The sequence below is a fragment of the Rhizobium sp. R693 genome (assembly GCF_002211315.1).
Lineage (GTDB): Bacteria > Pseudomonadota > Alphaproteobacteria > Rhizobiales > Rhizobiaceae > Rhizobium.
In genome coordinates this window covers 69700-94903 of sequence record NZ_LOKY01000012.1, presented here as the reverse complement: position 1 = coordinate 94903, position 25204 = coordinate 69700, and the positions used below count along the sequence as shown (strand labels likewise).

Genomic DNA, 25204 nt, shown 5'->3' with positions numbered 1-25204 from the left:
CCGACGGATCTATATCGGATAGATGCCGAGAAAGCGTTGCAGATCTTCGGACAGCATGAGCGACGGCACGAGCAGCACCAGCGTGAGCGCGCCGACCATCAGGCCTTGGCCGTAGAAGATCATCCTCAGGATGCGGGCGATCGCAAAAACCTGCGCAAGCATGAAGGCCAAGAGCAGCAGCGAGACCAGCCCGACCAGCTGCGGCAGGAAGAAAACCAGCGCGAGCAGCAAGCCGTTGATGTAGGAAAGCGGAACGCCGAGCCAATTAACGCTGACAATGACGGGCGCAAAGCGCTCGCCCTTCTTGAAGGCGAGTAGCAGTAAGCCCGCAAAGACCAATGGCACGAACCAATTGGCGGCTTCGACAAGTCCGAGCCGGAAATAGAAGAGCGCCCCGACATTGGTATGCGGCGGCATCGTTTGCAGGAAGGCCTGGCGCCACCAGAGCCACGAGATCCCCATCGGCGGCAGGCACCAGAAGATCGCCCAGAACGAGCGGTTGACGCCCCGCTCCGACATGTCGAGGAAGCGGAAGCCGCGCGGATCCATGCGGATCAGCAGCCAGATCCCCGCTAGATAATACTGAACTTCTCTAAAGCCCGGCATTCGCGAACCAGCGCTCGATGAAGGTTTCATAGATTACCGTGAGTCGCTCGAGGTCGGAAACAGCAACGCGCTCATCGACCATGTGCATGGTCTGGCCGACGAGACCGAATTCCACGACGGGGCAATAATCCTTGATGAAACGGGCGTCCGACGTGCCGCCCGTGGTGGAGAGCTTCGGGGACTGGCCAGTCACGCTCTCGACGGCGGACGAGAGCGAGGCGATCAGTGCATTGTTACGCGTCAGAAAGACGTGGCTCGGTCGCTCCGCCCAGACGATATCATACTTGAGTGGCTCGCGACCGGGACGGAGGACACCCTCAGCCGCGGCGGCATCAAGGCGGCGCAGGATCTCCTGCTGCAGGCTCTCCGCTGTCCAGGTATCGTTGAAACGGATGTTGAAGCTGGCCGTCGCCTTGGCCGGCACGACGTTCGTCGCCGGATTGCCAACGTCGACGGTCGTCACTTCGAGGTTGGATGGCTGAAAGTTGTCGGTGCCGCCATCGAATGGCGGGTGCATCAGCGCGTGCGTCAGCTGCAGGATGCCGCGCACGGCATTGTCGGCAAGATGCGGATAGGCGGCGTGGCCCTGGACACCGTGCACGGTGATCTTGCCGGAGAGCGAGCCGCGACGGCCGATCTTGATCATGTCGCCGAGCTTGTCCGGATTGGTCGGCTCGCCGACGAGGCAGGCATCCCAGCGCTCGCCGCGCTCGGCGGCCCATTGCAGCAGCTTGATCGTGCCGTTGATCGCCGGGCCTTCCTCATCGCCGGTGATCAGGAAGGAAACTGAGCCCTTCGGCGCGCCATGTTTTTCGATATGGCGGGCAATGGCCGCAACAAAGCAGGCGACGCCGCCCTTCATGTCGACAGCGCCGCGTCCGAAGAGTTCGCCGTTCGCGATTTCGGCGGCAAAGGGCGGATGCGTCCAGGTGGCTTCGTCGCCGATAGGCACCACGTCCGTATGCCCGGCAAACATCAGGTGCGGACCCTCGGTGCCGAACCGTGCGTAGAGGTTCTCGATATCGGGCGTTCCCGGCGCCGTCGCCTTCACCTTGTCCACCTTGAAACCGAGCGGCAACAGCATCGCCTCTAGCGCCGAAAGCGCACCGCCCTCGGCGGGCGTGACGGACGGGCAGCGAATCAGGGTCTGAAGATTGGCGACGGGATCGGTAGCGGTCATGGGAGTGGAACTATCCAGCGGTAGTGGCAAAGAAAAGGCAAGGCGACGATGCCGCCTTGTTGAAATGTGCCGTTCATTTTGCCGGATCAAGTCCGACTATCAGCGTTCGGGCGGCGCGCGTCGTTTCAGGCGCGCTGACCGCCGGAACCTCAGGATTTATCAGTCGCGAAGCAGTTCGTTGATGCCAGTCTTCGAGCGGGTCTTTTCATCGACGCGCTTGACAATAACGGCGCAGTAAAGGTGCGGTGCCGGCTGGCCGTTGGCCATGGTGGCATTGCCCGACGGCATCGAGCCTGCGACCACGACGGAGTAGGGCGGCACTTCGCCGTACATCACTTCGCCGGTGGCGCGATCGACGATCTTGGTTGACTTGCCGATATAGACGCCCATGCCGAGGACCGAGCCCTCGCGGATGATGCAGCCTTCGACGACTTCCGAACGCGCGCCGATGAAGCAGTTGTCCTCGATGATCGTCGGGCCGGCCTGCATTGGCTCAAGCACGCCGCCGATGCCGACGCCGCCCGAGAGATGCACGTGCTTGCCGATCTGCGCGCAGGAGCCGACCGTCGCCCAGGTATCGACCATCGTGCCTTCATCGACGAAGGCACCGAGGTTGACGAAGGATGGCATCAGCACGACGTTCTTGGCGATATAGGCGGAGCGACGGACGACGCAGTTCGGCACGGCGCGGAAGCCGGCGGCGCGATATTGGTTTTCCCCCCAGCCTTCGAACTTGGACGGCACCTTGTCCCACCAGGTCGAATTGCCCGAGCCACCCTTCACGACTTCCATGTCGTTCAGGCGGAACGAGAGGAGCACGGCCTTCTTCAGCCACTGATTGACCTTCCAGGCGCCGTCGCTGCCACGCTCGGCAACGCGTGCCTTGCCGCCGTCGAGAAGTTCGAGCGCTGCCTCGACGGCATCGCGAACTTCGCCCTTGGTGGACGTATTGACGTTGTCACGGTTATCGAAGGCGGCTTCGATTGTCTTTTCAAGGGAAGAAAGGTCACTGGCGCTCATGGGAATTCCTTAAACTTCGATCTCTATCGTGGAGACCGAAGCCTCCGGAATTGTGATTGGCGGGATGCGATCTGCTCTATCGCATGAACGGCTAAAATGGAATGATTTTTCCGCGGCGATTCAACGCTTCGAGACGACATACCGGCTATAAAGCCGGCGGTATTGAAAGGCATTTTGACATGGCAAAGGCACGGAACGGCAGGCTGCGGCGCAAGGATGGCGTCTGGGATCCGCTGAAGACGAGCGCAATCGACAAGCACCGTGCCGAGGCCGTGCCGAAGACGCCGCAGACGCTGTCGCCGTCCTATCGCCTTGCCTATGTTGACGAAGAGTTTCTGTGCCGCGAGGAACTGCGGCCGATCCGACTGCAACTCGAACTGCTGAAGGTCGAGATGATGCTGGCGGAACGCGGCATCCGGTCGACGGTCGTGATGTTCGGCGGCGCCCGCATTCCCGCGCCGGGCCAAAGCGCATGGGCCGCTAGAAACGAAACGCAGCGTGCCAACCTCGAGGCGGCATCGGTCTACTACGACGAGGCGCGCAAGTTCGCGCGACTATGCTCGAAATATTCGGCCGGCTTCGATTTCCGTGAATACGTCATCGTGACCGGCGGCGGCCCGGGCGTAATGGAGGCCGGCAATCGTGGCGCAGCCGACGAAGGCGCCCCTTCGATCGGCCTCAACATCGTACTTCCGCATGAGCAGGCACCAAACGTTTACGTGACGCCGGAACTGAGCTTCAATTTCCATTATTTCGCGATCCGCAAGATGCACTTCATGGTGCGCGCCAAGGCCATTGCTGTCTTCCCGGGTGGCTTCGGCACCCTCGATGAATTTTTCGAGTGCCTGACGCTGATCCAGACCGGTCGCATGGAGAAAATGCCGCTCATCCTGTTTGGCGAGAAGTTCTGGAGGAGCATCGTCAATTTCGAGGCGCTTGCGGAGTTTGGCACCATTGCGCCTGACGATGTCGATCTGATCAGCTTTGTCGATACCGCCGATGCTGCCTGGAAAATCATCCAGGATTTCTACGAGCACCACGAATAGAAAAGCCCGCCGAGGTGGCGGGCTTCGGTTTCGGTAAGTTGCCGCTTACAGGAACGGGCGATCAGGCATGTCGTCGAGCGAGATAACGCCGTCCTTGTTGCGATCCATCCAGGTGAAGAACTTGTCGAATGCGGCTTCGGCTTCCTGCTTGGAAATCTGACCATTCTCGTCGGTATCGAAGCGCTGCATCATCATCATGCCTCGCATCATACCGCCATGCATGCCGCGGCGATCCGGTCGGGCGTCGGGCCCAGGCTGCGGTGGTGCCGGCTGGGCGTTGTCGGCATCCGGAGGCGGTGCCATCGGCATAGTGTCGTCATCTGTGGTATCATCAGCGGACGCCTTTACCTTGGCCATCTGGGCTTCGCGGTATTTGCGGATTTCGCCCGGCGTCAGCGAGCCGTCCTTGTCGGTATCAATCGCGACGAAGATCGCCTCCATCCCGTCCTTGGCTTCCTGCTTGGAAATCTGTCCATCCTTGTTCGTGTCGAATTGCTTGAGCATGCGAACGAAGATGACTTCGCGGATCGCGCCCATGCGCGGTCCCATCATCATGCCCATGTCGTGTTGCGGACGGGGCGGATGATGCTTCTTGTCGTGAGACGCAGCAAAACTGGTGCCGGCTGCGGCACCGACGATCATGACGGAGGAGAGTGCGGCCAGTATCAGCTTGTTCCGAGACATTTCAGCTCCTTTCAAAGTGCAATCGCAATGGGATTACAGACAAAAGGGTAGGGCCGATGTAGCAAATCGCCCAATTAAAGATCGGTAAGCTGGATGAAACTTTAGTAATCTAGCCGGCAATCTTCGCAAGAAAATCAGTGAGATCGTCGGTCACGAAGTCGATGTGATCATCCTCGCCACTGGTCTTTTCCCACCATTCGACAACCGTCTCCTCAAGGTTGTTCGGCACCAGCAGGACAGTCTGCATGCCAAGCGTCTTTGGAACCTTGAGATTGCGGGGAAGGTCCTCGAACATCGCTGCCTTGCCCGTCTCGATCCGCTTCAGTGCGGCGAACTTGTCGTAGGTTACCTGCGCTGGCTTCGGCACGAAGTCCGCAGCCACGATGTCGAAGATATCGTCGAAATGCTCGAGTATGCCGAGCGCGCCGGCCGCCATCTCGGCATGCTTGACGCTGCCATTGGTGAAGATGAACTTGCGACCCGGCAGTGCCTTGATGGCTGCACCCAGTTCGGGTTGCGCCGTCAGGCTTGAATAGTCGATCGCATGCGCCTTCTCGAGGAAGTCGTTCGGATCGACGCCATGGTGGATCATCAACCCCTGCAGCGTCGTGCCGTGATCAAGATAATATTGCTTCTGCAGCTTGCGCGCCTCCTCCCGCTCCATCTGCAGCAACGTTGAGACGTAGGCCGTCATGTTCTTGTCGATCTGCGCGAACAGGTTGACATGATGCGGGTAGAGCGTGTTGTCGAGGTCGAAAACCCACTCGGTCACATGCGAGAAGTCCGCCTTGGTCGGCGTGCGATCTATCTTGGTCATGGGGGCGTTATGGCACGGCTGGCCGAGCAAGGAAATCGGCAAGAAAAAATAGACGCCCGATTTGCGGCGGACGCGGCCCGCAAGGAATGGTAGAACGCCTCATGCTCTTCGACCTCCCCAGTGACGATGCGCTCTACGATGCGCTGATTGCCCGCAGCCCGGCCTACGAAGGCCTCGCCTATGTCTGCGTCAAGACAACCGGCATTTTCTGCCGGTTGACCTGCCCGGCTCGCAAGCCGAAGCGGGAAAATACGCTCTTCTACGAATCCATCGCCACCTGCATGCAATCCGGTTTCCGGCCCTGCCAACGGTGTCGGCCACTGCAAGAAGCAGGCCGGGAGCCGATCGTCGACCAGCTCCTCGCCGCGCTCGACCATAGTCCAGCAGCGCGATGGACGGAGGACGATCTGATCGCGCGCGGCTACGATCCCTCGACCGTGCGGCGGGCTTTCAAGCGATCAACAGGCATGACGTTTCTCGATATTGCCCGCTATCGCCGTCTTGGCGAGGCGGCAAAGCAACTGGCGAATGGCGCGCGCGTCATCGATGCTCAGATCGAGGCAGGGTACGAATCGGGCAGCGGTTTCCGCGCCGCGTTTCAGCGGCTGATCGGCAAAGCGCCTGCAATGTCGCAGAATCGCGATCGCCTGTTCGCCGATTGCTTCGAAACGCCGCTCGGCCCAATGGTCGCTGTGGCCGACCAGACACATCTGCATCTCCTCGAGTTCCACGATCGCAAGGCACTGCCTGCGAAGCTGGAAAAGCTGCAGCGCAAGACGCGCTCTACGGTCGCAACCGGCCGCACGCCGGCGATCGATCAGATCGAAGCCGAGCTGAAAGTCTATTTCGATGGCAGGTCGGCCGCCTTCCGGACGCCGCTCGCGCTGGGCTTCGGCACGGCGTTCGAGCGCCGAGTCTGGTCGAAGCTGATGGAGATACCCGTTGGCGAGACACGCGCCTACGGCAACATTGCGCGTGATATGGAAAACCCGCAGATGGTGCGCGCCGTCGGCCGCGCCAATGGGGCGAACCAGATGGCGATCGTCATCCCATGCCACCGGCTGATCGGTGCCGACGGGTCACTGACGGGCTATGGCGGCGGGCTCTGGCGCAAGCAATGGCTTTTGCGACACGAAGATGAGATGAAAACCAAGGGATTGTTTGTGGAGGAGATCCAATGAATCAGGCTGAGAAGGCAAAGGCATTCGGCGCGCTGCATCAGAAGGGTAATCCCGTCGTTCTTTACAACATATGGGACGCGGGAACGGCGAAGGCGGTGACTGAGGCGGGCGCCAAGGCTCTGGCGACTGGAAGTTGGTCGGTTGCCGCAGCACAGGGTTATGGCGATGGCGAGAAGATTCCGATGGACGCGTTGGTCGCCACGACCCGCCAGATCACGGCGGTCAATGACCTGCCGCTCTCCGTCGATTTCGAAGGGGCATACTCAACCGAGCCTGCCGGCGCTGCCGCCAACGTCGAGAAGCTGATCGACGCCGGTGCTATCGGTATCAACTTCGAAGATCAGGTGGTCGGCGGCGATGGGTTGCACCCGGTAGAGAAACAGGTCGCCCGCATCCGCGTCATTCGCGAGTTGGCGGACCGCCGTGGCATTGCCTTCTTCATCAATGCGCGCACCGATCTGTTCCTGCGCGAAGGCGACCTCTCGAAACATGCGAGTCTGGTCGATGCGGCAATCGAGCGTGGCAAGGCTTACGCTGCCGCTGGCGCCAACGGCTTCTTCGTGCCCTGGCTGATTGAGCCGGCGCTGATCCAGAGAATCTGTGACGCGTCGCCACTGCCGGTGAACATCATGATGCGGCCGGGTGCGCCGGATGTGAAGACGTTGGCGAAACTTGGCGTCCGCCGCATCAGCTACGGGCCGGGACCCTACCGGATGATGATGGAGAAGCTGAAAGAGGCAGCCGCGGCGGTCTATGCCGCCGCGGGCTAAAGCAATTCCACGGTTTTTTCGTCCGGAACTGCGTAAAGTAAAGGCTCAGGGAACGATCAGCGTTCCCGCGCCGTGCTCGGTGAAGATCTCGAGCAGCACGGAATGGGCGGTCTTGCCGTTCAGGATGACGACGCCCTGGACGCCCGCCTTGATCGCGTCGATGCAGGTCTCGACCTTCGGGATCATGCCGCCGGAGATCGTGCCGTCGGCGATCAGGGCGTGCGCCTGCGCGACGGAAAGTTCCTTGATCAGGTTGCCCTGCTTGTCGAGGACTCCGGGGACATCGGTCAGGAAGAGCAGGCGGGTGGCGTTCAGCGCACCGGCGATCGCGCCGGCAAAGGTATCGGCGTTGATGTTGTAGGTTGCACCGTCGCGGCCGGGAGCGACCGGAGCGATGACAGGGATCATTTCGGAGCGGGCAAGCAGGTCGAGTAGCGTCCGGTCGACTTCGACCACCTCGCCGACGAAGCCGAGGTCGAGCACGCGTTCGATGTTCGAATCCGGATCCTTGACCTTCTTCTGCGCCTTTTCGGCGAAGACCATGTTGCCGTCCTTACCGCAAAGGCCGATCGCCCATTCGCCCGTCTGATTGATGAGCGCGACGATCTCCTTGTTGATCGAGCCGGCCAGAACCATTTCGACGATCTCGACCGTCTTGGCGTCGGTGACGCGCAGGCCGCCCTCGAACTTCGATTCGATGCCCATCTTGGTCAGCATTGCGCCGATCTGCGGGCCGCCGCCATGGACGACGATCGGGTTGACGCCCGACTGTTTCAAGAGTGCGATGTCGCTGGCGAACGCCTTGCCGAGCTCGGGATTGCCCATGGCATGGCCGCCGTACTTCACGACGATCGTCTTGTTTTCGTAACGCTGCATGAAGGGCAGGGCCTGCGCAAGCAGGCGTGCCTGGGTTTCGCTTTCAGACTGGTTCATGGGATACCCCGCGGAATTGATCGCGGCCTTTTATCGCAAGTTTTTGACAGATGGAATAATCCAGAGACCATTAGTTTAGCGTATCTGCTGGCAAGTGAGGGCAGGACGACACAGCTGTCGCCAAGAGGCATGAAATGACGGGCGACGAAATCGCGCATCTGATCAGCCAGGTTGCAATCGGCGATCGCAAGGCCTTTGCGATGCTCTATCGCGAGACCGGCCCGAAACTCTTTTCCATCTGCTTGCGTATCTTGAAGGACAGAACGGACGCCGAGGAAGCGCTTCAGGAGGTCTATGTCAAGATCTGGCAGCGCGCCGGCGTCTTTGCCGCCGGGGCAGGCGCGCCTTCGTCCTGGCTCGCCGCAATTGCGCGCAACCAGGCGATCGACATCATGCGCGCGCGCAAGCCGATCGCCGACGAACTGGATAGCGCATACGACCTCGCGGATGACGATCCTTCCCCCGAGATACAGACTGTGATCAAGGATGAAGGAAGGCGCATTGACACCTGCATGGAAGAGTTGGAAGCTGATCGGGCAGTGGCGGTGAAGAGAGCTTACGTCGAAGGGCAGAGCTATCAGGAACTGGCCGATCAGTTTGGCGTCCCTTTGAACACGATGCGCACATGGCTGCGTCGCAGCCTCTTGAAACTGAGAGAGTGCATGGAACGATGACATCGCCGGATCAGAGCAAGGGAGGCCGCTCCCGCGACGAGGTACTCGCCGGTGAGTATGTTCTTGGTGTTCTTTCCTTCAAGGATAGGCGGGTGGTGGAAGAGCGTATGCGCCGCGACCGGCAGTTCGCAGCTATTGTCAGCCGCTGGGAGACTAATCTCTCCGCTTTCAACGACGACTACGATGTCGTCAGCCCCGGTCAGGAAACGTTCAAGCAGATCGAAGCGCGGCTGTTCGGTACGTCGGAAGCTGCCCCAACACCGGCACGTGGTCTGTGGGCTTCCATCGTCTTCTGGCGCTGTCTTGCGCTCGTCTCATTGCTGATTACAGCAGGTGCACTGACGATTGCTACCGTTGCTGTCACTCCACCTCAGACCTCCGCGCCGCTCGTGGCCGAGCTGACCGCTTCCAACAGCCAGGTCAACCTACTGGCCTCCTATGAGCGGCAGAGCGGAAAACTGAGGATCGTGCCTATCGCCACTGGCAAACCTGAAGAAAAGTCACTGGAACTCTGGCTTGTTCCGGCAAGCGGTGCGCCAAGATCGCTTGGTGTGTTCCCCCCGGGTCAGGCGGGCGAATTGGTCATACCTGTCGATATGCGCGGCAATATAGACGAGGGCGCGGCCCTTGCCGTCAGCCTCGAACCCTTCGGCGGTTCGCCGACCGGGCAGGTCACCGGGCCGATCGTGGCAAGCGGCACGGCGCACCGTCGCTGACCTTTTTTCACCAAGCTTGCGCTCTCGCTGAAACTCTCCCCACAAGCCTCCCGTAGATCCTCATGTCCGCAGGGAATGTTGGCATTCAGCCGGTCCTTTGCGCGGACGCTAGAGGAGAACCACCATGATGAAGTCTGCACTGCGCCTGACTGCGCTTGCCGCTGCCGTTTCCGCATTTGCGTTTACCGCGCAGGCCAAGAACCCGATGGTTGGCGGAGCTGCCATGTATCCGACCAAGGATATCGTGCAGAATGCGATGAACTCCAAGGATCACACGACACTGGTTGCTGCCGTCAAGGCCGCTGGCCTGGTATCGACGCTGGAAGGCAGGGGGCCCTTCACGGTCTTTGCCCCGACCAATGAGGCCTTCGCGGAATTGCCCGCCGGCACAGTCGATACGCTGCTGAAGCCGGAGAACAAGGCCCAGCTGACAAAGGTCCTGACCTGCCACGTCGTTGCCGCTGACGCGATGGCCAAGACCGTCGCCAAGATGATCAAGGCCGATGGCGGCGAACACGACATCAAGACGGTCGGCGGCTGCGTGCTGAAGGCCAAGGAAAGCATGGGCAAGATCACCCTCACCGATGAAAACGGCGACGTCGCCCATGTGACCATCGCTGACGTGAAACAGTCCAACGGCGTCATCCACGTCGTTGACAGGGTTCTGCTGCCGAAGATGTAAAGAAGTTCAGGCAGTCCGTGGGCGCCCTATTCCCGGGGCGCCTCATTTATTTCCAGTTGGCGACGCCGACCGTCTGCGCGATGGCCTCGCGCAAGTCATCGAGGCCTTCGCTCTTTTCCGATGACGTGGCAATGATCCCGGGGTAAGCGGCCGGTCGCTTCTTGATCTTTTCCGTCGTCTCCGCGAGCAGCTTGGTCACGGCCGGCGGCTTGATTTTGTCCGTCTTGGTCAGAACGATCTGGTAGGAGACGGCCGCCTTGTCGAGCAGATCCAGGACCTCGTCATCGTTCTTCTTCACCCCGTGACGGCTGTCGATCAGCACGTAGACGCGCTTCAGCGTCGCGCGCCCACGCAGGTAATCGAAGACGAGTTTCGTCCAGGCATCGACCTGATCCTTCGGCGCCTGTGCGTAACCGTAGCCTGGCATATCGACCAGCGCCATTGGTGGCAGGTCGCCAGCTTCACCTGAATAGCCCTCCGGCACGAAGTAATTGAGCTCCTGGGTGCGTCCCGGCGTATTGGAGGTGCGTGCCAGCCCCTTGTGACTGACGAGCGCGTTGATCAGCGAAGACTTGCCGACATTCGAGCGACCGGCAAAGGCCACTTCCAGCGGTCCTTCCGGCGGCAGGAATTTCAGGGATGGAACGCCGCGGATAAAAGTCCAGGGGCGCCCGAAGAGCGGCTTGTCGTTCTTGTTGTCGGTCATTCGGCCTTTTCCAGTCCAAGTCCAGTGTGCCTATGGCATTCAGGTTTCGGGCGATTTTGTCAACCGCCAGGCCGGCAGTCGCCCAGATAGGGGGCGATGCCGGCACAAATGAAAAGCCCCGCCGAAGCGGGGCTATCATCACTTTTCTGTTGGAGCCGGCCTTCGTTTGAAGAGCCCCTTCAGATTGTCGAAGAGCTCGATCTTCACGCCGTGGCGCTTCATGATCACCGACTGCTGGATGACCGAGAGCGTGTTGTTCCAGGCCCAGTAGATGACCAGACCGGCCGGGAAGCTCGCCAGCATGAAGGTGAAGACCAGCGGCATCCAATTGAAGATCATTGCCTGCGTCGGATCCGGCGGCGTCGGGTTCATGCGCATCTGCAGGAACATCGTCACACCCATGATCAGCGGCCAGACACCGAGATGCAGGAAGGTCGGAGCCGCAAACGGCAGGAGACCGAAGAGGTTGATGAACGAGGTCGGATCGGGCGCCGAAAGGTCCTGGATCCAGCCGAAGAACGGCGCGTGACGCATCTCGATGGTGATGTAGATCACCTTGTAGAGCGAGAAGAAGATCGGGATCTGCAACGCGATCGGCCAGCAACCGGCGATCGGATTGATCTTCTCTTCCTTGTAGAGCTGCATGGTCGCCTGCTGCAGCGCCATACGGTCGTCGCCGAACTTCGCCTTCAACTCCTCCATCTTCGGCTGCACGCGCTTCATGTTAGCCATTGAAGCGTACTGCTTGCTGGCGAGCGGGAAGAACAGCGCCTTGACGATGATGGTGGTCAGCAGGATCGCCACGCCGAAGTTGCCGAAATAATGGAAGAAGAAGTCCATCAGTCGGAACATCGGCTTCGTCAGGAAGTAGAACCAGCCCCAGTCGATCAGGCGATCGAAGCGCGGGATCTGATAGGTGTCTTTGTAGCTGTCGATGACAGGAACGACCTTGGCGCCGGCAAAGATCAGGTTCTTGAGCTCAGCCGATTGGCCGGGCGCGACAGTGACGGCATTCTGCTTGTAGTCTGCCTGGAAGCGCGGCTGTCCGTCCGTGAAGTGGCTGAAGCGGGCGTCGAAGGCGGTCTGCTGCGGGGGGATGAGCGTCGCTGCCCAATACTTATCGGTGATACCGAGCCAGCCGCCAGTTGCGTTCGCCAGATTGACGGCTTCCTTCTCCACGGCGGTGTACTTGCTTTCGACAAGCCCATTGTCGCCAACAACGCCAATGAAGCCTTCATGCAGCACATAGGTAGAGGCGACAGCCGGCTTGTTGTAGCGCGTGATGCGGCCGTAGCCCGAAAGCGCGACTGGAGCCTGACCGGCATTGGTGATCTTGTCCGTGACGGTGAACATGTAGTTTTCGTCAACAGAAATGGTGCGCGCGAAAGTGACGCCCTTGTCATTGGTATAGGTCAGCGTGACCGGGGTCTTTTCGGTCAGCTTGGCATCAGCGGGCGCCGTCCACAGTGTGGAGGGGCCCGGCACGCTGCCGGTGGCATCGCCGCCAATATAGCCCAGTTCGGCAAAATACCCGTCCTTCGTTTCGGAGGGGCTGAGCAGGGTGATGATTGGGCTGTTTTGGTCGACCGTCTCGTGGTAGCGCTTGAGCCGGAGGTCGTCCAGGCGGGCGCCGACAAGGTTGATCGAGCCGGAAAGTGCCTGCGTATCGATCGTGACGCGCGGGTTCTTCGCGAGCGCATCTGCAATCGATGCCACCGCCGGAACCTGGCCGGTGGGAGCCGCACCGTTCGGCTGCGCCGTACCCGCGCCGCCGGCCGCCGGCGTCTGCACCTGTTCGGTCTTTTGCTGGGCCTTCTGAGCCAGTTCGGCCTTCCGCTGCGCTTCGATGCGCGGGTTCATATAGAGAAATTGCCAGCCGAGAACGATCAGCACCGAGAGAGCGATCGCAATGAAGTAATTGCGGTTGTTTTGCATCATACGTTCCTGGGGCGGCCGTCTCCGGACCGCTTGTGTTTCGGCTTGGTTTCGACGCGAGTTTTGAGCTCTGCGGCTAATTCTTTGAAGGATGCTTTCAGCACGTCCCTTCGCGCGACAACCACATAGTCGTGTCCGGGCTGCATTGCAAATCCTGCATGAAGTCGCACCGCCTCTTTCAGGCGCCGCCGCATGCGGTTTCGCTCAACTGCGTTGCCGTGTTTTTTGGTGACGGTGAAGCCGACGCGGGCTTCGGTTTCGGGTTCCTTCCGGTCGAGCACTTCGAGCAGGAAGAAACCGCCCTTGCGTTTTTCGCCTTGGCGGACAGCAAGAAACTGCGGGCGGCTTTTCAGCCGCCCGGCAGTCATTTTCTTTTTATTGGTCGTCAATTCGCCCGCCATCTCTTATCGGGCAATTCCGGCCTTAGGCCGAAAGACGCTTGCGACCGCGTGCGCGGCGAGCAACGATAACCTTACGACCGCCCTTAGTGGCCATACGTGCACGGAAACCGTGGCGGCGCTTGCGAACAAGCTTGGATGGTTGGTACGTACGCTTCATTTATTTAAACACCGCGGAGTGCGGCCCTTCTTGAATTTGCATATTGCAAGGAGCGTTGTTTTTCGAACGGGCGAGGCTAACGAGAGCCTTATATGACCGGACGTGCGGCGGCTTATACGGATGAAGGCTGCCAAAGTCAATTATCGCCCGGAATTTCCGCGTCTCAGGCTGCGGTACAGGATTTAGCGAAGCGCATTAAGGTTTGTGACGATGTGTTAACCGCTGCGTCTGCGTAATATTTTTCTTCAATCGCAACTGTCGCGCGCATTCTTGCGATAATCTAACGCTTTCGGCGCAAAAAATGAAACGGTGGCGACTAAGTACAGGTAATTTTTTGTAGTGACGCGGGCGAGCATCCGAAAGCGAACGTTAATTTATTTCGGCCAAATTTAGCTATCGGCCGGAATGCTTTCCCGGCTTGTGATTAGTCTTGGGAGGCTTTCTTTGAAAATTCGAGGTAAGATCAATCTGCTTGTCTCCGCCATGTGCGGCGTTGCACTGCTGATCGGGGCAACGGCAATTTGGGCCGTGCGTCAATATGATGAGAACCTGTCGGCGTACGCAGATGCGTCCGATCGCGCCTATGCCGGCGAACGCCTTAACCGTTTTGTGACGGCGACGGTAATGGAGGCACGCGGAATCTACGGTGCGCCGTCGACGAAGGAAGCTGCCACCTTCGCAAAGGGGCTGCTGGCCGACCTCGACCAGATCGACAAGGTCATTGCGTCCTGGACCCCGCTGGTGCCCGAAAGCCAGAAGGACGCGTTTGCAAAGTTGGTTGAGCGCGCCAAGGAGTTTCGGACGTTCCGTGCCGAAACAGCGCGCCTCGGCACTGAAGTGAACCCACAGGCTGCGAACGAGCAGGGCAACAACGACGCTAACCGCGCCAACCGAAAGGCTTTCCAAGCGGAGATCGATGCGATCGTCGCCACCGACAAGGCGACGCTGGACGCCGTCAATGCGCAGGTCGAAAGCTCGCGCACCTTTGTTCTGTGGCTGGTGGTCGCGATCACCGGCATCGGCATCGTTGCTGGTGTCGGTATGGGCGTCTACATCGGCACCATTCAGCTCAGCCGCCCGATCAAGAAAGTGACGGACGCGATCAAGGCGGTCGCCGATGGCAACTTTGATGCTGATGTGCCGTTCGCTGGCCGTCAGGATGAAATCGGCGAGATGGCGGCCGCTGTTGCCGTCTTCAAGGAAAATGGTCTCGCCGTTCGCCGCATGAATGCGCAGGAAGCTGCCATGCGTGCGAAGAGCGACGATCTGCAGTCAAGCATGTCCGTCGTCGTTGCGTCTGCAGCTGCGGGCGATTTTAGCCGCCGCATCGAAAAGGACTACGGCGACGAAAGCCTCAATCAGTTTGCCAGCAACATCAACCATCTGCTGTCAAGCATCGATACCGGCGTCGGCGAAACGCGCCGCGTGATTGCAAGCCTGGCGGAAGGCGACCTGACGCAAACGATGCGCGGTACCTTCCAGGGCGCCTTCGCCGAGCTGCAGCAGAACGTCAACAGCACCTTCGCGACGCTGCAGACGACGATGCGCGAGGTCCGTGAAACCGCTGAAGGCTTCCACGGCAACACGAACGAATTGCGCGCCGCCAGCGACGACCTCTCCAAGCGTACAGAGCAGCAGGCCGCAGCCCTCGAACAGACTTCAGCGGCGCTCGATGAGATCACCGCGGTGGTCAACAACTCGACCGAGCGTGCCCAGGAAGCCAGTGTCATGGTCTCCGAGGCCAAGGACGATGCCGGTAAGTCGGGTGTGGTTGTCCGTAACGCCGTCGACGCCATGGGCCGCATCGAGCAGGCTTCGCGCGAAATAAGCCAGATCATCAACGTCATCGACGAGATCGCCTTCCAGACGAACCTGCTTGCCCTCAACGCCGGCGTCGAGGCTGCCCGTGCCGGGGAGGCAGGCAAGGGCTTCGCCGTCGTCGCTCAGGAAGTCCGCGAACTGGCGCAGCGCTCGGCAACGGCCGCGAAGGATATCAAGGGCCTGATCACCAAGTCGGGCGATGAAGTGCAGGTCGGTGTGAAGCTGGTGCAGGCGACCGGTGAGGCGCTGGCTCAGATCGAACGCCGCGTCAACGCGATCAACGACCACATCCACTCGATCGCGACCGCCGCGAAGGAACAGTCGACGGGCCTCAAGGAAGTCAATACGGCCGTCAACCAGATGGACCAGGTAACGCAGCAGAACGCCGCCATGGTCGAGGAAACCTCGGCTGCGACGCACAAGCTCTCCGGCGAAGCCGACGGTCTCGTCCGTCTCATCTCGCGCTTCAAGGTCTCGAATGCGCCCGCTGCCGCCCCGGTCGCGGTTGCCCGCCATCAGGAGCATCGTCCGGTGGCCTCGCCAGCTCGTCGCGCCATGGGCACCGTCGCGCGGGCGTTCAGCGGCAATACCGCCGTTGCCGAACAGAATTGGGAAGAGTTCTGATCACCTCGTCCTTCTCGATCGATTGAAAACGCCGCCTCCGGGCGGCGTTACCTTTTGCAGCAAACGGGATTGCTCTCAAAGATTTGAAAGCGGACCGTCATCGTCTAATATAGAAGGCGCAAAGGGCGCCCGGCGCCAAGCGGACGAAAGACGATGCAAGGCAACGAACAAGGCGACGATCTTCCTCCAGGCGGTGCTGCCGGGACCGAGACCGATAAGGCCGAACACTGCGCACCCGGCAAATTCGGCGGGCTTTCCGGCAAGCTGCTATGGCTGACGGTTGTCTGCATCATGCTCGCCGAGGTGCTGATATTCTTTCCCTCAGTCGCCAGCATGCGTCTGCGGTGGCTGGATGAGAGGCTGAACGCCGCCGCCGCGGCCGCGATCGTTATCGATGGCCTGCAGCCGGTGGAGCTGCCGCGCGCACTGCAGAAGGAGACGCTGGAGGCGACGGGCACCAAGGCGATCGTGCTGCGCAAGGAGGGCACGTCTCGTCTCCTCGCCACGACCGACATGCCGACCTCCGTCGACAAACAATACGATTTGACCGACGTGCCGGCTCTGACGGCGATCAGTGATGCGCTCGATACGCTGATTTTCGGCGGTGACCGCATGATTCGCGTCTATGGCCCGGTGGAGGACACCAATACCGGCGTCGAAGTGGTGATGAAGGACAAGCATCTGCGCAATGCGATGCTTGGGTATTCACGCAACGTCTTCCTGCTGTCGATCCTGATCTCGTTGTTCACAGCGACGCTGGTGTTCTTCGCGATCGACCGCATTTTGATCCGGCCGATTCGCAAGCTGACCGGCAGCATGCAGCAATTCTCCTCGGATCCAGAAAATCCGCACAACGTCTTCGTTGGCGATGGTGGCCGCGATGAGCTCGCGGTTGCCGGCCGGCACCTGACCTCGATGCAGATGGAATTGCAAAAGACGCTGAAGCAGCAGAAGAACCTGGCCGCGCTCGGCCTCGCCGTCTCGAAGATCAATCACGACATGCGCAACATCCTCGCCTCGGCGCAGCTGATGTCGGACCGCCTCGTCGATGTCGACGATCCGATGGTGAAGGCCTTTGCGCCGAAGCTGCTGCGCACCATCGACCGCGCAGTCGGCTATACGACTGAGGTGTTGTCCTACGGGCAGGCAACCGAAGCAGCGCCGCGCCGCCGCCGCGTCCGGCTTTTCGACCTGACGCAGGACGTTAAGGACATGCTGGCGATCGATGCTCAGAGCGGCATCGAATTCATCGACCAGATGGCGCCGGAGCTCGAGGTCGATGCCGATAGCGAACAGCTGTTCCGGGTGATCCACAATCTCTGCCGCAACGCCGTGCAGGCGTTGAGCGCTCCAGCCGGCGGGCGAGGATTGGATGGTAGCAAGCGAATCACGGTTTCCGCCCAGCGCGTCGGCAGTGTCGTCAGCATCATCGTCGATGACACCGGCCCCGGCATGCCGCAAAAGGCGCGGCAGAATCTCTTCGCAGCCTTCCGCGGCTCGGCGCGTTCCGGTGGCACAGGCCTGGGGCTGGTGATTGCCCGCGAGCTGGTGCTGGCCCACGGCGGCACGATCGCGCTAGTGGAAAAGCCATCCGTCGGGACACAGTTCCGCATCGAGATTCCGGATCGCCCGGTATCCCTGGACGATTACCGCGGCCGCGCGCTTTACGAAAAGTGATGTGTTTCCGCGCATTTCAGATATGCGCTACCAAAGTCGCGATTTTTTCAGAAAGCCTATTGCAATCCCTCAAAGGACCCTTTAGAGAACCGCCCACGCAAGCGGTTCGGCCGCTTCCGGCACGCACCCGTAGCTCAGCTGGATAGAGCACCAGACTACGAATCTGGGGGTCAGGAGTTCGAATCTCTTCGGGTGCGCCATTTCCTCCGCGATAGAACTGACCACCGATATGCGATGGCCGAACTCAGCCATTCGATATCCTCTTCCTGCCTAAAACTAGGAGCGGACCTTTAGACGGCTGGCAGTGAAAGCTGGCGGAGCTTGTGCGAGGGCTCTGCCAGGGAAGCGACTACAAGGGGTTCTTGGCGTAGATCTCATCGTAGGCGAACAATGCTGGAGCACCGCCGGTGTGGATGAACAGAACCTCGTCCGAGGGCTTAAAGATTCCCGCCTCGATCCGACTGAAAAGAGCCGCCATCGCCTTTGACGTGTAGACCGGGTCCAAAAGGATGCCCTCGGACCTCGCGCACTGGACGACGGCCTTCCTCGATGGGTCGTTCGGAAGCCCATAACCCGGAAGGTACATGCTGTCATCGAGTTCGATAGCATCCATGGTTCCTGATTCATGGATCCCGACCAGGGGAGCGACATCAGAGACCAACTGCTCGATAAGAGGACGTTGCATCGCTTTCGACCGCGAGATTGTCGCGCCGACGAGCTTTGCCGTCGAGCCGGTGAGTTTGAGTCCGGCAAGCAGCCCCGCATGCGTCCCGCCTGATCCTGACACGACGAAGATATGGCTGAACGCCTTTCCGAGTTTCCGTTCCTGTTCCGCGATTTCCACGGCGCAGGTCACGTAGCCCAGGCAGCCGATCGCGTTCGACCCGCCCAGCGGCACGACGTACGGCGAAAGCCCTTGCACCCGCAACGACGCCGCATGAGCTTCCACCGCGTCGGCGAGCGGGTCGTTGCGTCCGACCTGCACGATCTCCGCACCGACCAGCCTATCCAGAAGCAGGTTTGCCGAGTTGTGGTAGCTCTCGGAACGGTCGGGAACTTCGTTTTTTAGGACCAAATGGCACCTCAGGCCAAGCTTGGTCGCGACCGCCGCAGTCAAGCGAGCGTGGTTCGATTGCAAGGATCCGGACGTGACGACGGTGTCGCATCCCTTCGCCAACGCGTCCCCCATCAGATATTCGAGCTTCCGCAGCTTATTGCCGCCCATGGCGATGCTGCCGAAATCATCCCGCTTGATGGAGATCCGCGGGCCACCGTAAGCGGCGGAGAGGCGGTCGAGCGTCTCAATCGGCGTCGGCCATTGGGACAGTATCTGCCGTGGGTGTGCATCGTGCTGCATCGGGCTGGAACCTCGCTGGGTATAAGGCAGTGAAATCATCAGGAACGTATAGAGTTATGCAGGGCGCGTACATAGATCGTGGCTGGGCGCAGAGCTCGGTGCGCGGCCAGGATAGGAAAAGCCCCGCCGACTCGGCCGGGCTGTTGAGACTGATTGTTGTACATGTCCCTGGCGGCCTACTCGGGATAGGATTCCACGCCCTCCGACGCCGCCTTGTGGAAGAGGATGAATACCAGGGGGTTGCCAGGCTCGGACATTGCGTCGCTGCGCTGGCCCGTTATCTCTCCGGCCACGCCGCTCGTATACTCCGCGACCACTTCGCCGAAGCTGTTGCGTTGAATAGCCACCTTCTGTCCGGGTTCGACTTTGTCGTTGAGCTTGACCAAATGCTCGACGATCCCGCCCTCAGTTGCCAGGATCGGGAAGGCACTGTTGCCGACGAAAACACTCACGTCCCTGCCTGTCCGGCCCATCGGCCCAGCAACGATGCCGTGATGCTTGAGAACGTTCATCGTGCCTTCGACGAACAGCGAGATCATCTCGATGTCCAGAACGCGAGCAGCGCCGATCTCCGGCGTAAAGGACGGGATGCCTGCGTCCATAAACGCGTTGTGCAGGACACCGGGATAGACATGGTTGTCGAAGATCTGGCCGACGGGATAGAGCTCCACCATTGCCTTGACCTCGGGCACATCCATGCCGCCAATATTGAATGCAGTCACTTCGAATCCGGTTGTTCCGGTGTGGAAGTCGATCGCGAAGTCGGCGTTCGGCCGCAGCAGCCGGTTGAACAACAGCCCGGCGTGTCGGCTGGGCGCGGTGGCGCCGTTCTCGTTCCCGGGCCACTCCCGATTCATGTCGATCAGATCTGGGCCTCTGCCCTGATTGGGCCATCTGCGCTGCATGCTTTCAACGGCCGGGCGCGCTACGTCGGTCACCGCCATGACCGTTCCTGACATCTGCGCCGGATCGAGCTGGTTCATCACGGTCTGGACCGTGTGAATGTTGCTCATTTCGTCGCCATGCACACCACTGGTCAGGACGCCGCGCTTGCCCGGCTTCGCCCCCTTTGCGACCGTGACGGACACATACCAGTGCTGCCCTGTGGGCATCTGCGCACCTTGAAAATAGAGGAAGTGCCTCTGCCCTGGCTCCAAGTCGTTGACGTCGAGTGCGCTGACGACCTTTTTTCCCTGGATAACATCACCGGTATAGACCGTTCCTGATGCCGGATTGGAAGCGGGTGCAGCTGCGCCCTGGGCATTTGCAGCACCAGCGCTGACGGCAAAGGCAGCCGACGCGCCGACCGTGGCGATGGAAGCAATTATGAGATCACGGCGATCGATGCCATTCTTCGATTTGTCCGACATGAAGGAGGGCCCTCTGTGATTGGAAAAGCCACGTTAGAACAACAGCATGCGCATCGGTCGCAGAAATTCTGGACGACTTCAAACTAGGGTATGTTGCTGAAAACTAGGGTATGCTGCTCAACTCGCAAGGTTTGCCGGGCTTGCGATCCTTGCTGCTTTGTTCGGCAAGATCCGGAGAGAACGCGAAGCAGGCATGGTGCATCACGTCTTTCCGAGACCTGCCAAAAAATGTGCGTCTCCTGACGTGCCCAGCCGGCGGGCTTGGTCGACCTTTTTGGGCGGCGTCAAGTCCGCGTCGGCACGAACTCAGGAGCCACGACGTTACGGCCGGTGACTGAAGCGGGCGATCTGCGCATCCTTCATCAGGTTGCGGAAGCTGAGTCCGCTCATATGCACCAGTGTCCTGTGGTCGCCGCCCTCGAAATAGACGTCGCTGGCCGTGCCGAGGCTTTCGTCCAGGATCACCGGCACATTGTAGGCCGATCCGATCGGTGGGACGGCGCCAATGTCGCAGTCGGCGAAAAGCGAACTGACCTCATCTTCCGAGGCGAGGCCTAGGCGTTTGTTCATCACGTCCTGCAACGTGCTGAGCTCGATCCGGTGCGTGCTGGGAACGACGGCCAGAACGTATCCCATTTCGTGATGTACGACGACGGATTTGGCCAGCCGGCTGCCCGGAACATGCGCGGCTTGGGCCGATTGGCTGGTTGTCGCGGTGCGATGATGATCGAGGGTTTCGTAGGCGATGCCTTCACCGTCGATATAGTCCTGAAGTTTCCTTGCGATTGTCATCTTGAGCCCCCTTATATGGCGTGGTGAGGCATAGGGGCATTGTCCTCTCATTGCCTGCGAAGTCAACGGCGAGCGGCCGTAAATGCCTGCCGCGGCCTGCTGCCTGATGACCGCCATGGGCGATGGCGGTCGCCGGGTTTTTCTCGGTGTCGATCGCTGGCTCAAGCCGAGGCTCTCAGTTCGACGCGTACGGCAAGGGCCTCGTCCGTAGAGAGTACCGAGGCGTAGGCAAAAGCGAATGCCGCCATGAAGGCTGCATGCGCCTGTGCGGCGGGGACCAGTGTGCCGTTGAATTCGAGATCGCGCGTTGCGCAGGCATCATGGATGACAGTCACCCGATACCCGAAATCGCTGGCAGCCCGCGTCACGGCATCGACGCACATGTGGCTCATGCTGCCGACCACGGTGACGTCCTCGATGCCATTGCGATCGAGCGTCGCCTTCAGGTCCGTTTCGCGGAACGCGTTGACATGGTTCTTGACGATGACGGTCTCGCCGGGTCGGTTCAGCACTTTCGGATGAAGCTGTGCACCTTCCGAACCGGCCACGAAGAAGGCGGCATTCTCGCCGGCCGACTCATGCCTGATGTGGACGACAAGATCGCCTGCATCGCGGGCAGCCGCGATGATCCGTGCGGCGTTGTCGGCCGCTGCCTCGGCGCCAGCCAATGGCCATTTGCCGTTCGCAAAATAATCGTTCTGAATATCGACGACGATGAGGGCGCGCTTGTTCATGTCCTTGTATCCTTCCATTCCTTCGGGGGGCGACTCCTGCCCGCTGATGGACAAATTACGTCTGACGCGGCATCGTGTGGATTGGCGAAATTGACATTATAGAGGCCAAAACTGACAAATGAGCCAGACCGACGCGCCGGCCGAGATCGGTGTCCTGCTCTATCCGAACGTCCAGCTCGCAGCCGTTTACGGCCTGACGGATCTCTTCTACCTGGCCAATCGGTTCGCAACGGCCCGGCAATCGTCGGGAGGCCCGGCCCTGCGTGTAAGTCATTGGCGAGGGATGGAAACCTCGGCGGCCGTCGAGCGCGTCTTCGATACGGCGCCCGGCACTATGAGATCGCCGACCGTGCTGATCCTGCCTCCCAGCTTCGACGAACCGATGACACCGAAGGAAGCCGCTCCGCTGGCGCGATGGCTTCGTGAGCGGCATGCCGAGGGAACGACGCTGAGCTCCGTCTGCGTCGGCGCCTTCCTTCTCGCCGAAACTGGCCTTCTGGCGCACCGTACGGCGACTACCCATTGGGTCTATGCGGACTTGCTGGCACAACGCTTTCCGGACGTGCGGGTGGACACCGATAAACTCATCATCGACGACGGCGACGTCATTACCGCGGGTGGCCTGATGGCCTGGACCGATCTCGGTCTCAAACTCGTCGACAGATTGCTGGGATCGACCATCATGCTCGACACCGCGCGCCACCTCCTCGTCGATCCGCCGGGGAGGGAGCAGCGCAGCTACAGCAGTTTCTCGCCACGCCTGAACCATGGCGACGAGCAGATACTAAAGGTTCAGCATTGGCTGCACGCGAGCGGCGCGCGCGAGGTGACACTTGCGGCGATGGCGCGGCGTGCCGGCCTGGAAGAGCGTACCTTCCTGCGCCGGTTCCACAGGGCGACAGGCCTTCGGCCAACCGAATACTGCCAGCATCTGCGGGTCGGCAAGGCGCGCGAAATGCTCGAATTCTCGAACCGCACGGTTGAGCAGATCGCCGCGGCGGCCGGCTACGAGGATCCGGGCGCGTTCCGAAAGGTGTTCCAGAAGATCACCGGGCTGTCGCCGGGAGACTACCGCAACCGTTTCGGATTGGTCGGGCGGGTATGAGGTCCGGCATTATGCCGCGCAGGTGTGTGAGAGGTCCGAGCGAAGCCTAATGGTTGGCGGATTCCGACTAGGGGATCGCGCCGTAGCGGCTAGTTGTGCTTTTCAGCATCCATTTCTCCTTCGAGTCTTGCTCGCAACGTCGCCATCACACGGTGTGCTATCCTGATATCCTCAACTGAAAGGTCCTCAGCCAGCGCATCGACCCTCGGGTTGTATGCGTTGATCGCGGAGTCGTAGGCGCGGCGTCCCTTCTCGGTAAGCACCACGAGATGCGCCCTCCGGTGGTGCGGGTTGGGCTCGAACATCACGATCCCTTCCTGGTGCAGATCGTTCACGATGCGCTGCACATTCTGCCGGTTCGCTCCGAGATCGCGGGCGAGCCACGCCACCGGCTGCGGCCGGTGGGCGTGCACGATCGCTCCGAGAATCTGCCACCTGGCACTGGTCAGTCCGTAAGGCCCAACCAGTCTATCACCCCACATCAGGGTCAGGTTGTTAGCCCTGAACAGGGTGAGGATCAGGTCGGTCAAGGCATCGCCCTTCTGGCTTCGAGTCAGTTCACTCATTGTCTTCATCCATCTATATTGACATCATCATGTCAAATTATTATGTATTCATCGTATCGAATTGACATCATGCATACAACTCGGAAGGAGACCGAAATGTCCCACATGAAGCCCATGGACGAGAAACTACCTATCGAACGCCAACTGGCCATCGAAGCCGCACCAGTCGTACTCATCAACCTCTTCACACTCGATCCAGCAGATGAAGCGCGCTTTCTCGAAGTCTGGAAGGACGACGCCGAGTTCATGAAGCGCCAGCCGGGCTTTATCTCGACCCAACTCCATCGCGCCATCGGTGAGAGCCCGACCTACCTGAATTATGCGGTGTGGGAATCGAATGAAGCGTTTCGCGCAGCTTTCACACACCCCGAGTTCCGGGCAAAGCTGACGAGCTATCCGTCGTCCGCAATTGCAAGACCGCACCTGTTTCAGAAGGTCGGCGTCGCCGGTATCTGCACGGCCTGACCCGGCACCCGAGCCGGCGCGCTAGCTTGGCGCAATATTGCGAAGTCATGGTGCGGTCGGCGCTGCCTGCGTGCAGCGATTCATTGCGCGTGGCCGGAGGGAATATGCTGAGGAGTATGGTGCGAGCGTTTGCGTTGTGCGCGGTCGTTGCGGCGCTTGCCGGCTGCGTCGACGCCAATGCTCCGACCCTCGTGCCGGTCGCGGCGCCCTTTGACCCGCCGCTCAATCTGCCGGGCGTCGCGCATCACATCTGTGTCGGCGACGGCAATTTCATGTATCGCGAGGCGAAGAAGCAATACGAACTGCGCGCCGGCATGGGCGGCTATCCGATTGATCCGGCGGTGGAAGAGGCGACTGCGACCGCCGCGGCACACCGGCAGTATGTCACGTGTCTGTCGAGCCAGGGATACCGGATCGCAAGATAACTCGGCGCGGTAACTTTACCGCTCTTAGTGCCGATCGCTTGATACGCCATCGGGGATTCGGGCAGCCATTGCATAAGACCCTCTGGATCACGCCCAGTCGCTGCCGATCACGACTGCTGGAGGCCGCGTGTGATCGCGGAACTTTGCTACGAAAAAACGCATTTTTCACGATAAATCCAGAAGGAGGATTTATCGTGAAAATGTTGAGCTTCGCTTCCGTCCTGTCAGCAGGCGGGCTCCTCGCGCTGGTATCAATCGCTCCTGTTCAGGCGGCGCCGGTGCAACAGGTTCCCCTCCCAAGCGCCTCGAACGTCGAAATGGTGCAATACAATCAGCGGGCGGGCCACTTGAACGGCTATCGCGGCACGCGCACCGAGCGCCCCGGCACTCGCCGCGGTCCGGATGGCTATTGGTATCCGTTGGCAGCCTTCAACGTCGAAGGCGGCACGACAGGCTCGATCGGCACCCAGCCAGTGCGGCCAATGCAACGGCAGGGCTACTGCCAGAACACCTTCAGCGGCACCAATGGCGACGGTAGCATGCCGTGCGACAACGGCTACTGATACCATCAAGCCAGAGCAAAGGCGGGATCAATTCCCGCCTTTGCGTTCATGACTTACTTCAATCGCGGGTGATAGTTTTTGGCGGTTGCCGGCCAGATCGGCGGTAATCCAGCGGCCAGCCTACGTGGCCTGCGGAGCGCTGCTTGTCGTCGCCCGAACCAAGTCTGTCGACAGTTGAAGGGGAACCTTCCTCCCAC

Annotated in this window: 27 protein-coding genes and 1 tRNA gene; 13 read left to right on the top strand and 15 right to left on the bottom strand. The window is 60.4% G+C overall.

Annotated features, from left to right (window positions below; all coding sequences use genetic code 11):
- Positions 1–9: 9 nt before the first annotated feature.
- The 3 genes from ATY79_RS12365 to dapD all read right to left on the bottom strand — a co-directional run bounded on the left by ATY79_RS12365 (position 10) and on the right by dapD (position 2806).
- Positions 10–606: a hypothetical protein gene (locus ATY79_RS12365; RefSeq protein ID WP_088704018.1), complete on the bottom strand. Its 597-nt coding sequence runs from the start codon at positions 604–606 to the stop codon at positions 10–12.
- The gene (dapE, locus tag ATY79_RS12360; RefSeq protein ID WP_088704017.1) at positions 593–1786 is read right to left on the bottom strand and encodes a succinyl-diaminopimelate desuccinylase; all 1194 of its coding nucleotides are present in this window, start codon (positions 1784–1786) and stop codon (positions 593–595) included. The genes ATY79_RS12365 and dapE overlap by 14 nt, the downstream gene beginning before the upstream one ends.
- Positions 1787–1945: 159 nt before the next feature.
- Positions 1946–2806 (bottom strand): 2,3,4,5-tetrahydropyridine-2,6-dicarboxylate N-succinyltransferase, encoded by an 861-nt coding sequence (gene dapD, locus ATY79_RS12355; protein ID WP_016552542.1) that lies wholly within the window; start codon positions 2804–2806, stop codon positions 1946–1948.
- A 179-nt stretch (positions 2807–2985) separates the two neighbouring features.
- On the opposite strand from dapD, the gene ATY79_RS12350 reads away from it, so the two are divergent.
- The gene (locus ATY79_RS12350; RefSeq protein WP_088691490.1) at positions 2986–3852 is read left to right on the top strand and encodes an LOG family protein; all 867 of its coding nucleotides are present in this window, start codon (positions 2986–2988) and stop codon (positions 3850–3852) included.
- Between the two features lie 45 nt (positions 3853–3897).
- Here ATY79_RS12350 and ATY79_RS12345 read toward each other — a convergent pair whose 3' ends face one another.
- Both ATY79_RS12345 and ATY79_RS12340 read right to left on the bottom strand, forming a co-directional pair.
- Complete coding sequence (locus tag ATY79_RS12345) at positions 3898–4536, bottom strand: EF-hand domain-containing protein (protein WP_088704016.1); 639 nt, start codon at positions 4534–4536, stop codon at positions 3898–3900.
- Between the two features lie 109 nt (positions 4537–4645).
- Positions 4646–5353 (bottom strand): pyrimidine 5'-nucleotidase, encoded by a 708-nt coding sequence (locus ATY79_RS12340; protein ID WP_088691199.1) that lies wholly within the window; start codon positions 5351–5353, stop codon positions 4646–4648.
- A 101-nt stretch (positions 5354–5454) separates the two neighbouring features.
- Between ATY79_RS12340 and ATY79_RS12335 the strand changes: the two genes are divergently transcribed.
- Together ATY79_RS12335 and ATY79_RS12330 are read left to right on the top strand one after the other, a co-directional pair.
- On the top strand, positions 5455–6534 hold the full coding sequence (locus ATY79_RS12335; protein WP_088704015.1) for a trifunctional transcriptional activator/DNA repair protein Ada/methylated-DNA--[protein]-cysteine S-methyltransferase: 1080 nt from the start codon (positions 5455–5457) through the stop codon (positions 6532–6534).
- Positions 6531–7304, top strand: coding sequence for an isocitrate lyase/phosphoenolpyruvate mutase family protein (locus ATY79_RS12330; RefSeq protein WP_088704014.1), 774 nt, complete (start codon positions 6531–6533; stop codon positions 7302–7304). Before ATY79_RS12335 ends, ATY79_RS12330 begins: the two co-directional genes overlap by 4 nt.
- A 45-nt stretch (positions 7305–7349) precedes the next feature.
- Here ATY79_RS12330 and argB read toward each other — a convergent pair whose 3' ends face one another.
- On the bottom strand, positions 7350–8237 hold the full coding sequence (gene argB / locus ATY79_RS12325) for an acetylglutamate kinase (protein WP_007529633.1): 888 nt from the start codon (positions 8235–8237) through the stop codon (positions 7350–7352).
- A 134-nt stretch (positions 8238–8371) separates the two neighbouring features.
- On the opposite strand from argB, the gene ATY79_RS12320 reads away from it, so the two are divergent.
- The 3 genes from ATY79_RS12320 to ATY79_RS12310 all read left to right on the top strand — a co-directional run bounded on the left by ATY79_RS12320 (position 8372) and on the right by ATY79_RS12310 (position 10309).
- Entirely contained in the window at positions 8372–8911 is a 540-nt protein-coding gene (locus ATY79_RS12320; RefSeq protein ID WP_088704013.1) for a sigma-70 family RNA polymerase sigma factor, read from the top strand.
- Complete coding sequence (locus tag ATY79_RS12315; RefSeq protein WP_088704012.1) at positions 8908–9627, top strand: anti-sigma factor; 720 nt, start codon at positions 8908–8910, stop codon at positions 9625–9627. The genes ATY79_RS12320 and ATY79_RS12315 overlap by 4 nt, the downstream gene beginning before the upstream one ends.
- A gap of 124 nt (positions 9628–9751) precedes the next feature.
- Positions 9752–10309, top strand: a complete 558-nt coding sequence (locus ATY79_RS12310; protein WP_088704011.1) for a fasciclin domain-containing protein — start codon at positions 9752–9754, stop codon at positions 10307–10309.
- Between the two features lie 46 nt (positions 10310–10355).
- Here the strand turns inward: ATY79_RS12310 and yihA are convergent, their stop codons facing one another.
- From yihA to rpmH, 4 genes are all read right to left on the bottom strand, one after another.
- Complete coding sequence (gene yihA / locus ATY79_RS12305) at positions 10356–11015, bottom strand: ribosome biogenesis GTP-binding protein YihA/YsxC (RefSeq protein ID WP_088691204.1); 660 nt, start codon at positions 11013–11015, stop codon at positions 10356–10358.
- A gap of 138 nt (positions 11016–11153) precedes the next feature.
- A complete protein-coding gene (gene yidC / locus ATY79_RS12300; RefSeq protein ID WP_088704010.1) occupies positions 11154–12950 on the bottom strand; it encodes a membrane protein insertase YidC in 1797 nt (598 codons plus the stop codon).
- Positions 12950–13351: a ribonuclease P protein component gene (gene rnpA, locus ATY79_RS12295; RefSeq protein ID WP_088691206.1), complete on the bottom strand. Its 402-nt coding sequence runs from the start codon at positions 13349–13351 to the stop codon at positions 12950–12952. Before rnpA ends, yidC begins: the two co-directional genes overlap by 1 nt.
- A 22-nt stretch (positions 13352–13373) precedes the next feature.
- The gene (gene rpmH, locus ATY79_RS12290; protein WP_016552555.1) at positions 13374–13508 is read right to left on the bottom strand and encodes a 50S ribosomal protein L34; all 135 of its coding nucleotides are present in this window, start codon (positions 13506–13508) and stop codon (positions 13374–13376) included.
- Positions 13509–13952: 444 nt separating this feature from the next.
- Between rpmH and ATY79_RS12285 the strand changes: the two genes are divergently transcribed.
- From ATY79_RS12285 to ATY79_RS12275, 3 genes are all read left to right on the top strand, one after another.
- Entirely contained in the window at positions 13953–15953 is a 2001-nt protein-coding gene (locus ATY79_RS12285) for a methyl-accepting chemotaxis protein (protein ID WP_189638013.1), read from the top strand.
- A gap of 153 nt (positions 15954–16106) precedes the next feature.
- The gene (locus ATY79_RS12280) at positions 16107–17630 is read left to right on the top strand and encodes a HAMP domain-containing sensor histidine kinase (RefSeq protein ID WP_088704009.1); all 1524 of its coding nucleotides are present in this window, start codon (positions 16107–16109) and stop codon (positions 17628–17630) included.
- A gap of 123 nt (positions 17631–17753) precedes the next feature.
- A tRNA-Arg gene (locus ATY79_RS12275) sits at positions 17754–17830 on the top strand.
- 149 nt (positions 17831–17979) lie between these two features.
- On the opposite strand, the gene ATY79_RS12270 is transcribed toward ATY79_RS12275, so the two are convergent.
- From ATY79_RS12270 to ATY79_RS12255, 4 genes are all read right to left on the bottom strand, one after another.
- Positions 17980–18987, bottom strand: a complete 1008-nt coding sequence (locus ATY79_RS12270; protein WP_088704008.1) for a D-cysteine desulfhydrase family protein — start codon at positions 18985–18987, stop codon at positions 17980–17982.
- A 176-nt stretch (positions 18988–19163) separates the two neighbouring features.
- Positions 19164–20357 carry a succinylglutamate desuccinylase/aspartoacylase family protein gene (locus tag ATY79_RS12265; protein ID WP_088704007.1) on the bottom strand — a complete coding sequence of 398 codons (1194 nt, stop codon included), beginning with the start codon at positions 20355–20357 and terminating at the stop codon, positions 19164–19166.
- 321 nt (positions 20358–20678) lie between these two features.
- On the bottom strand, positions 20679–21149 hold the full coding sequence (locus tag ATY79_RS12260; RefSeq protein ID WP_088691492.1) for an aminoacyl-tRNA deacylase: 471 nt from the start codon (positions 21147–21149) through the stop codon (positions 20679–20681).
- 161 nt (positions 21150–21310) lie between these two features.
- On the bottom strand, positions 21311–21883 hold the full coding sequence (locus ATY79_RS12255; protein ID WP_088704190.1) for a cysteine hydrolase family protein: 573 nt from the start codon (positions 21881–21883) through the stop codon (positions 21311–21313).
- A gap of 118 nt (positions 21884–22001) precedes the next feature.
- On the opposite strand from ATY79_RS12255, the gene ATY79_RS12250 reads away from it, so the two are divergent.
- Complete coding sequence (locus tag ATY79_RS12250) at positions 22002–22988, top strand: GlxA family transcriptional regulator (RefSeq protein WP_088704006.1); 987 nt, start codon at positions 22002–22004, stop codon at positions 22986–22988.
- An 89-nt stretch (positions 22989–23077) separates the two neighbouring features.
- Here ATY79_RS12250 and ATY79_RS12245 read toward each other — a convergent pair whose 3' ends face one another.
- A complete protein-coding gene (locus tag ATY79_RS12245) occupies positions 23078–23554 on the bottom strand; it encodes a MarR family winged helix-turn-helix transcriptional regulator (protein ID WP_088691212.1) in 477 nt (158 codons plus the stop codon).
- Between the two features lie 96 nt (positions 23555–23650).
- Here ATY79_RS12245 and ATY79_RS12240 point away from each other — a divergent pair, with 96 nt between their 5' ends.
- The 3 genes from ATY79_RS12240 to ATY79_RS12230 all read left to right on the top strand — a co-directional run bounded on the left by ATY79_RS12240 (position 23651) and on the right by ATY79_RS12230 (position 25007).
- The gene (locus tag ATY79_RS12240) at positions 23651–24019 is read left to right on the top strand and encodes an antibiotic biosynthesis monooxygenase family protein (protein ID WP_088691213.1); all 369 of its coding nucleotides are present in this window, start codon (positions 23651–23653) and stop codon (positions 24017–24019) included.
- Positions 24020–24123: 104 nt separating this feature from the next.
- Positions 24124–24444, top strand: a complete 321-nt coding sequence (locus tag ATY79_RS12235) for a hypothetical protein (RefSeq protein ID WP_088704005.1) — start codon at positions 24124–24126, stop codon at positions 24442–24444.
- 200 nt (positions 24445–24644) lie between these two features.
- Positions 24645–25007: a surface protein gene (locus ATY79_RS12230; protein ID WP_088704004.1), complete on the top strand. Its 363-nt coding sequence runs from the start codon at positions 24645–24647 to the stop codon at positions 25005–25007.
- Positions 25008–25204 lie beyond the last annotated feature (197 nt).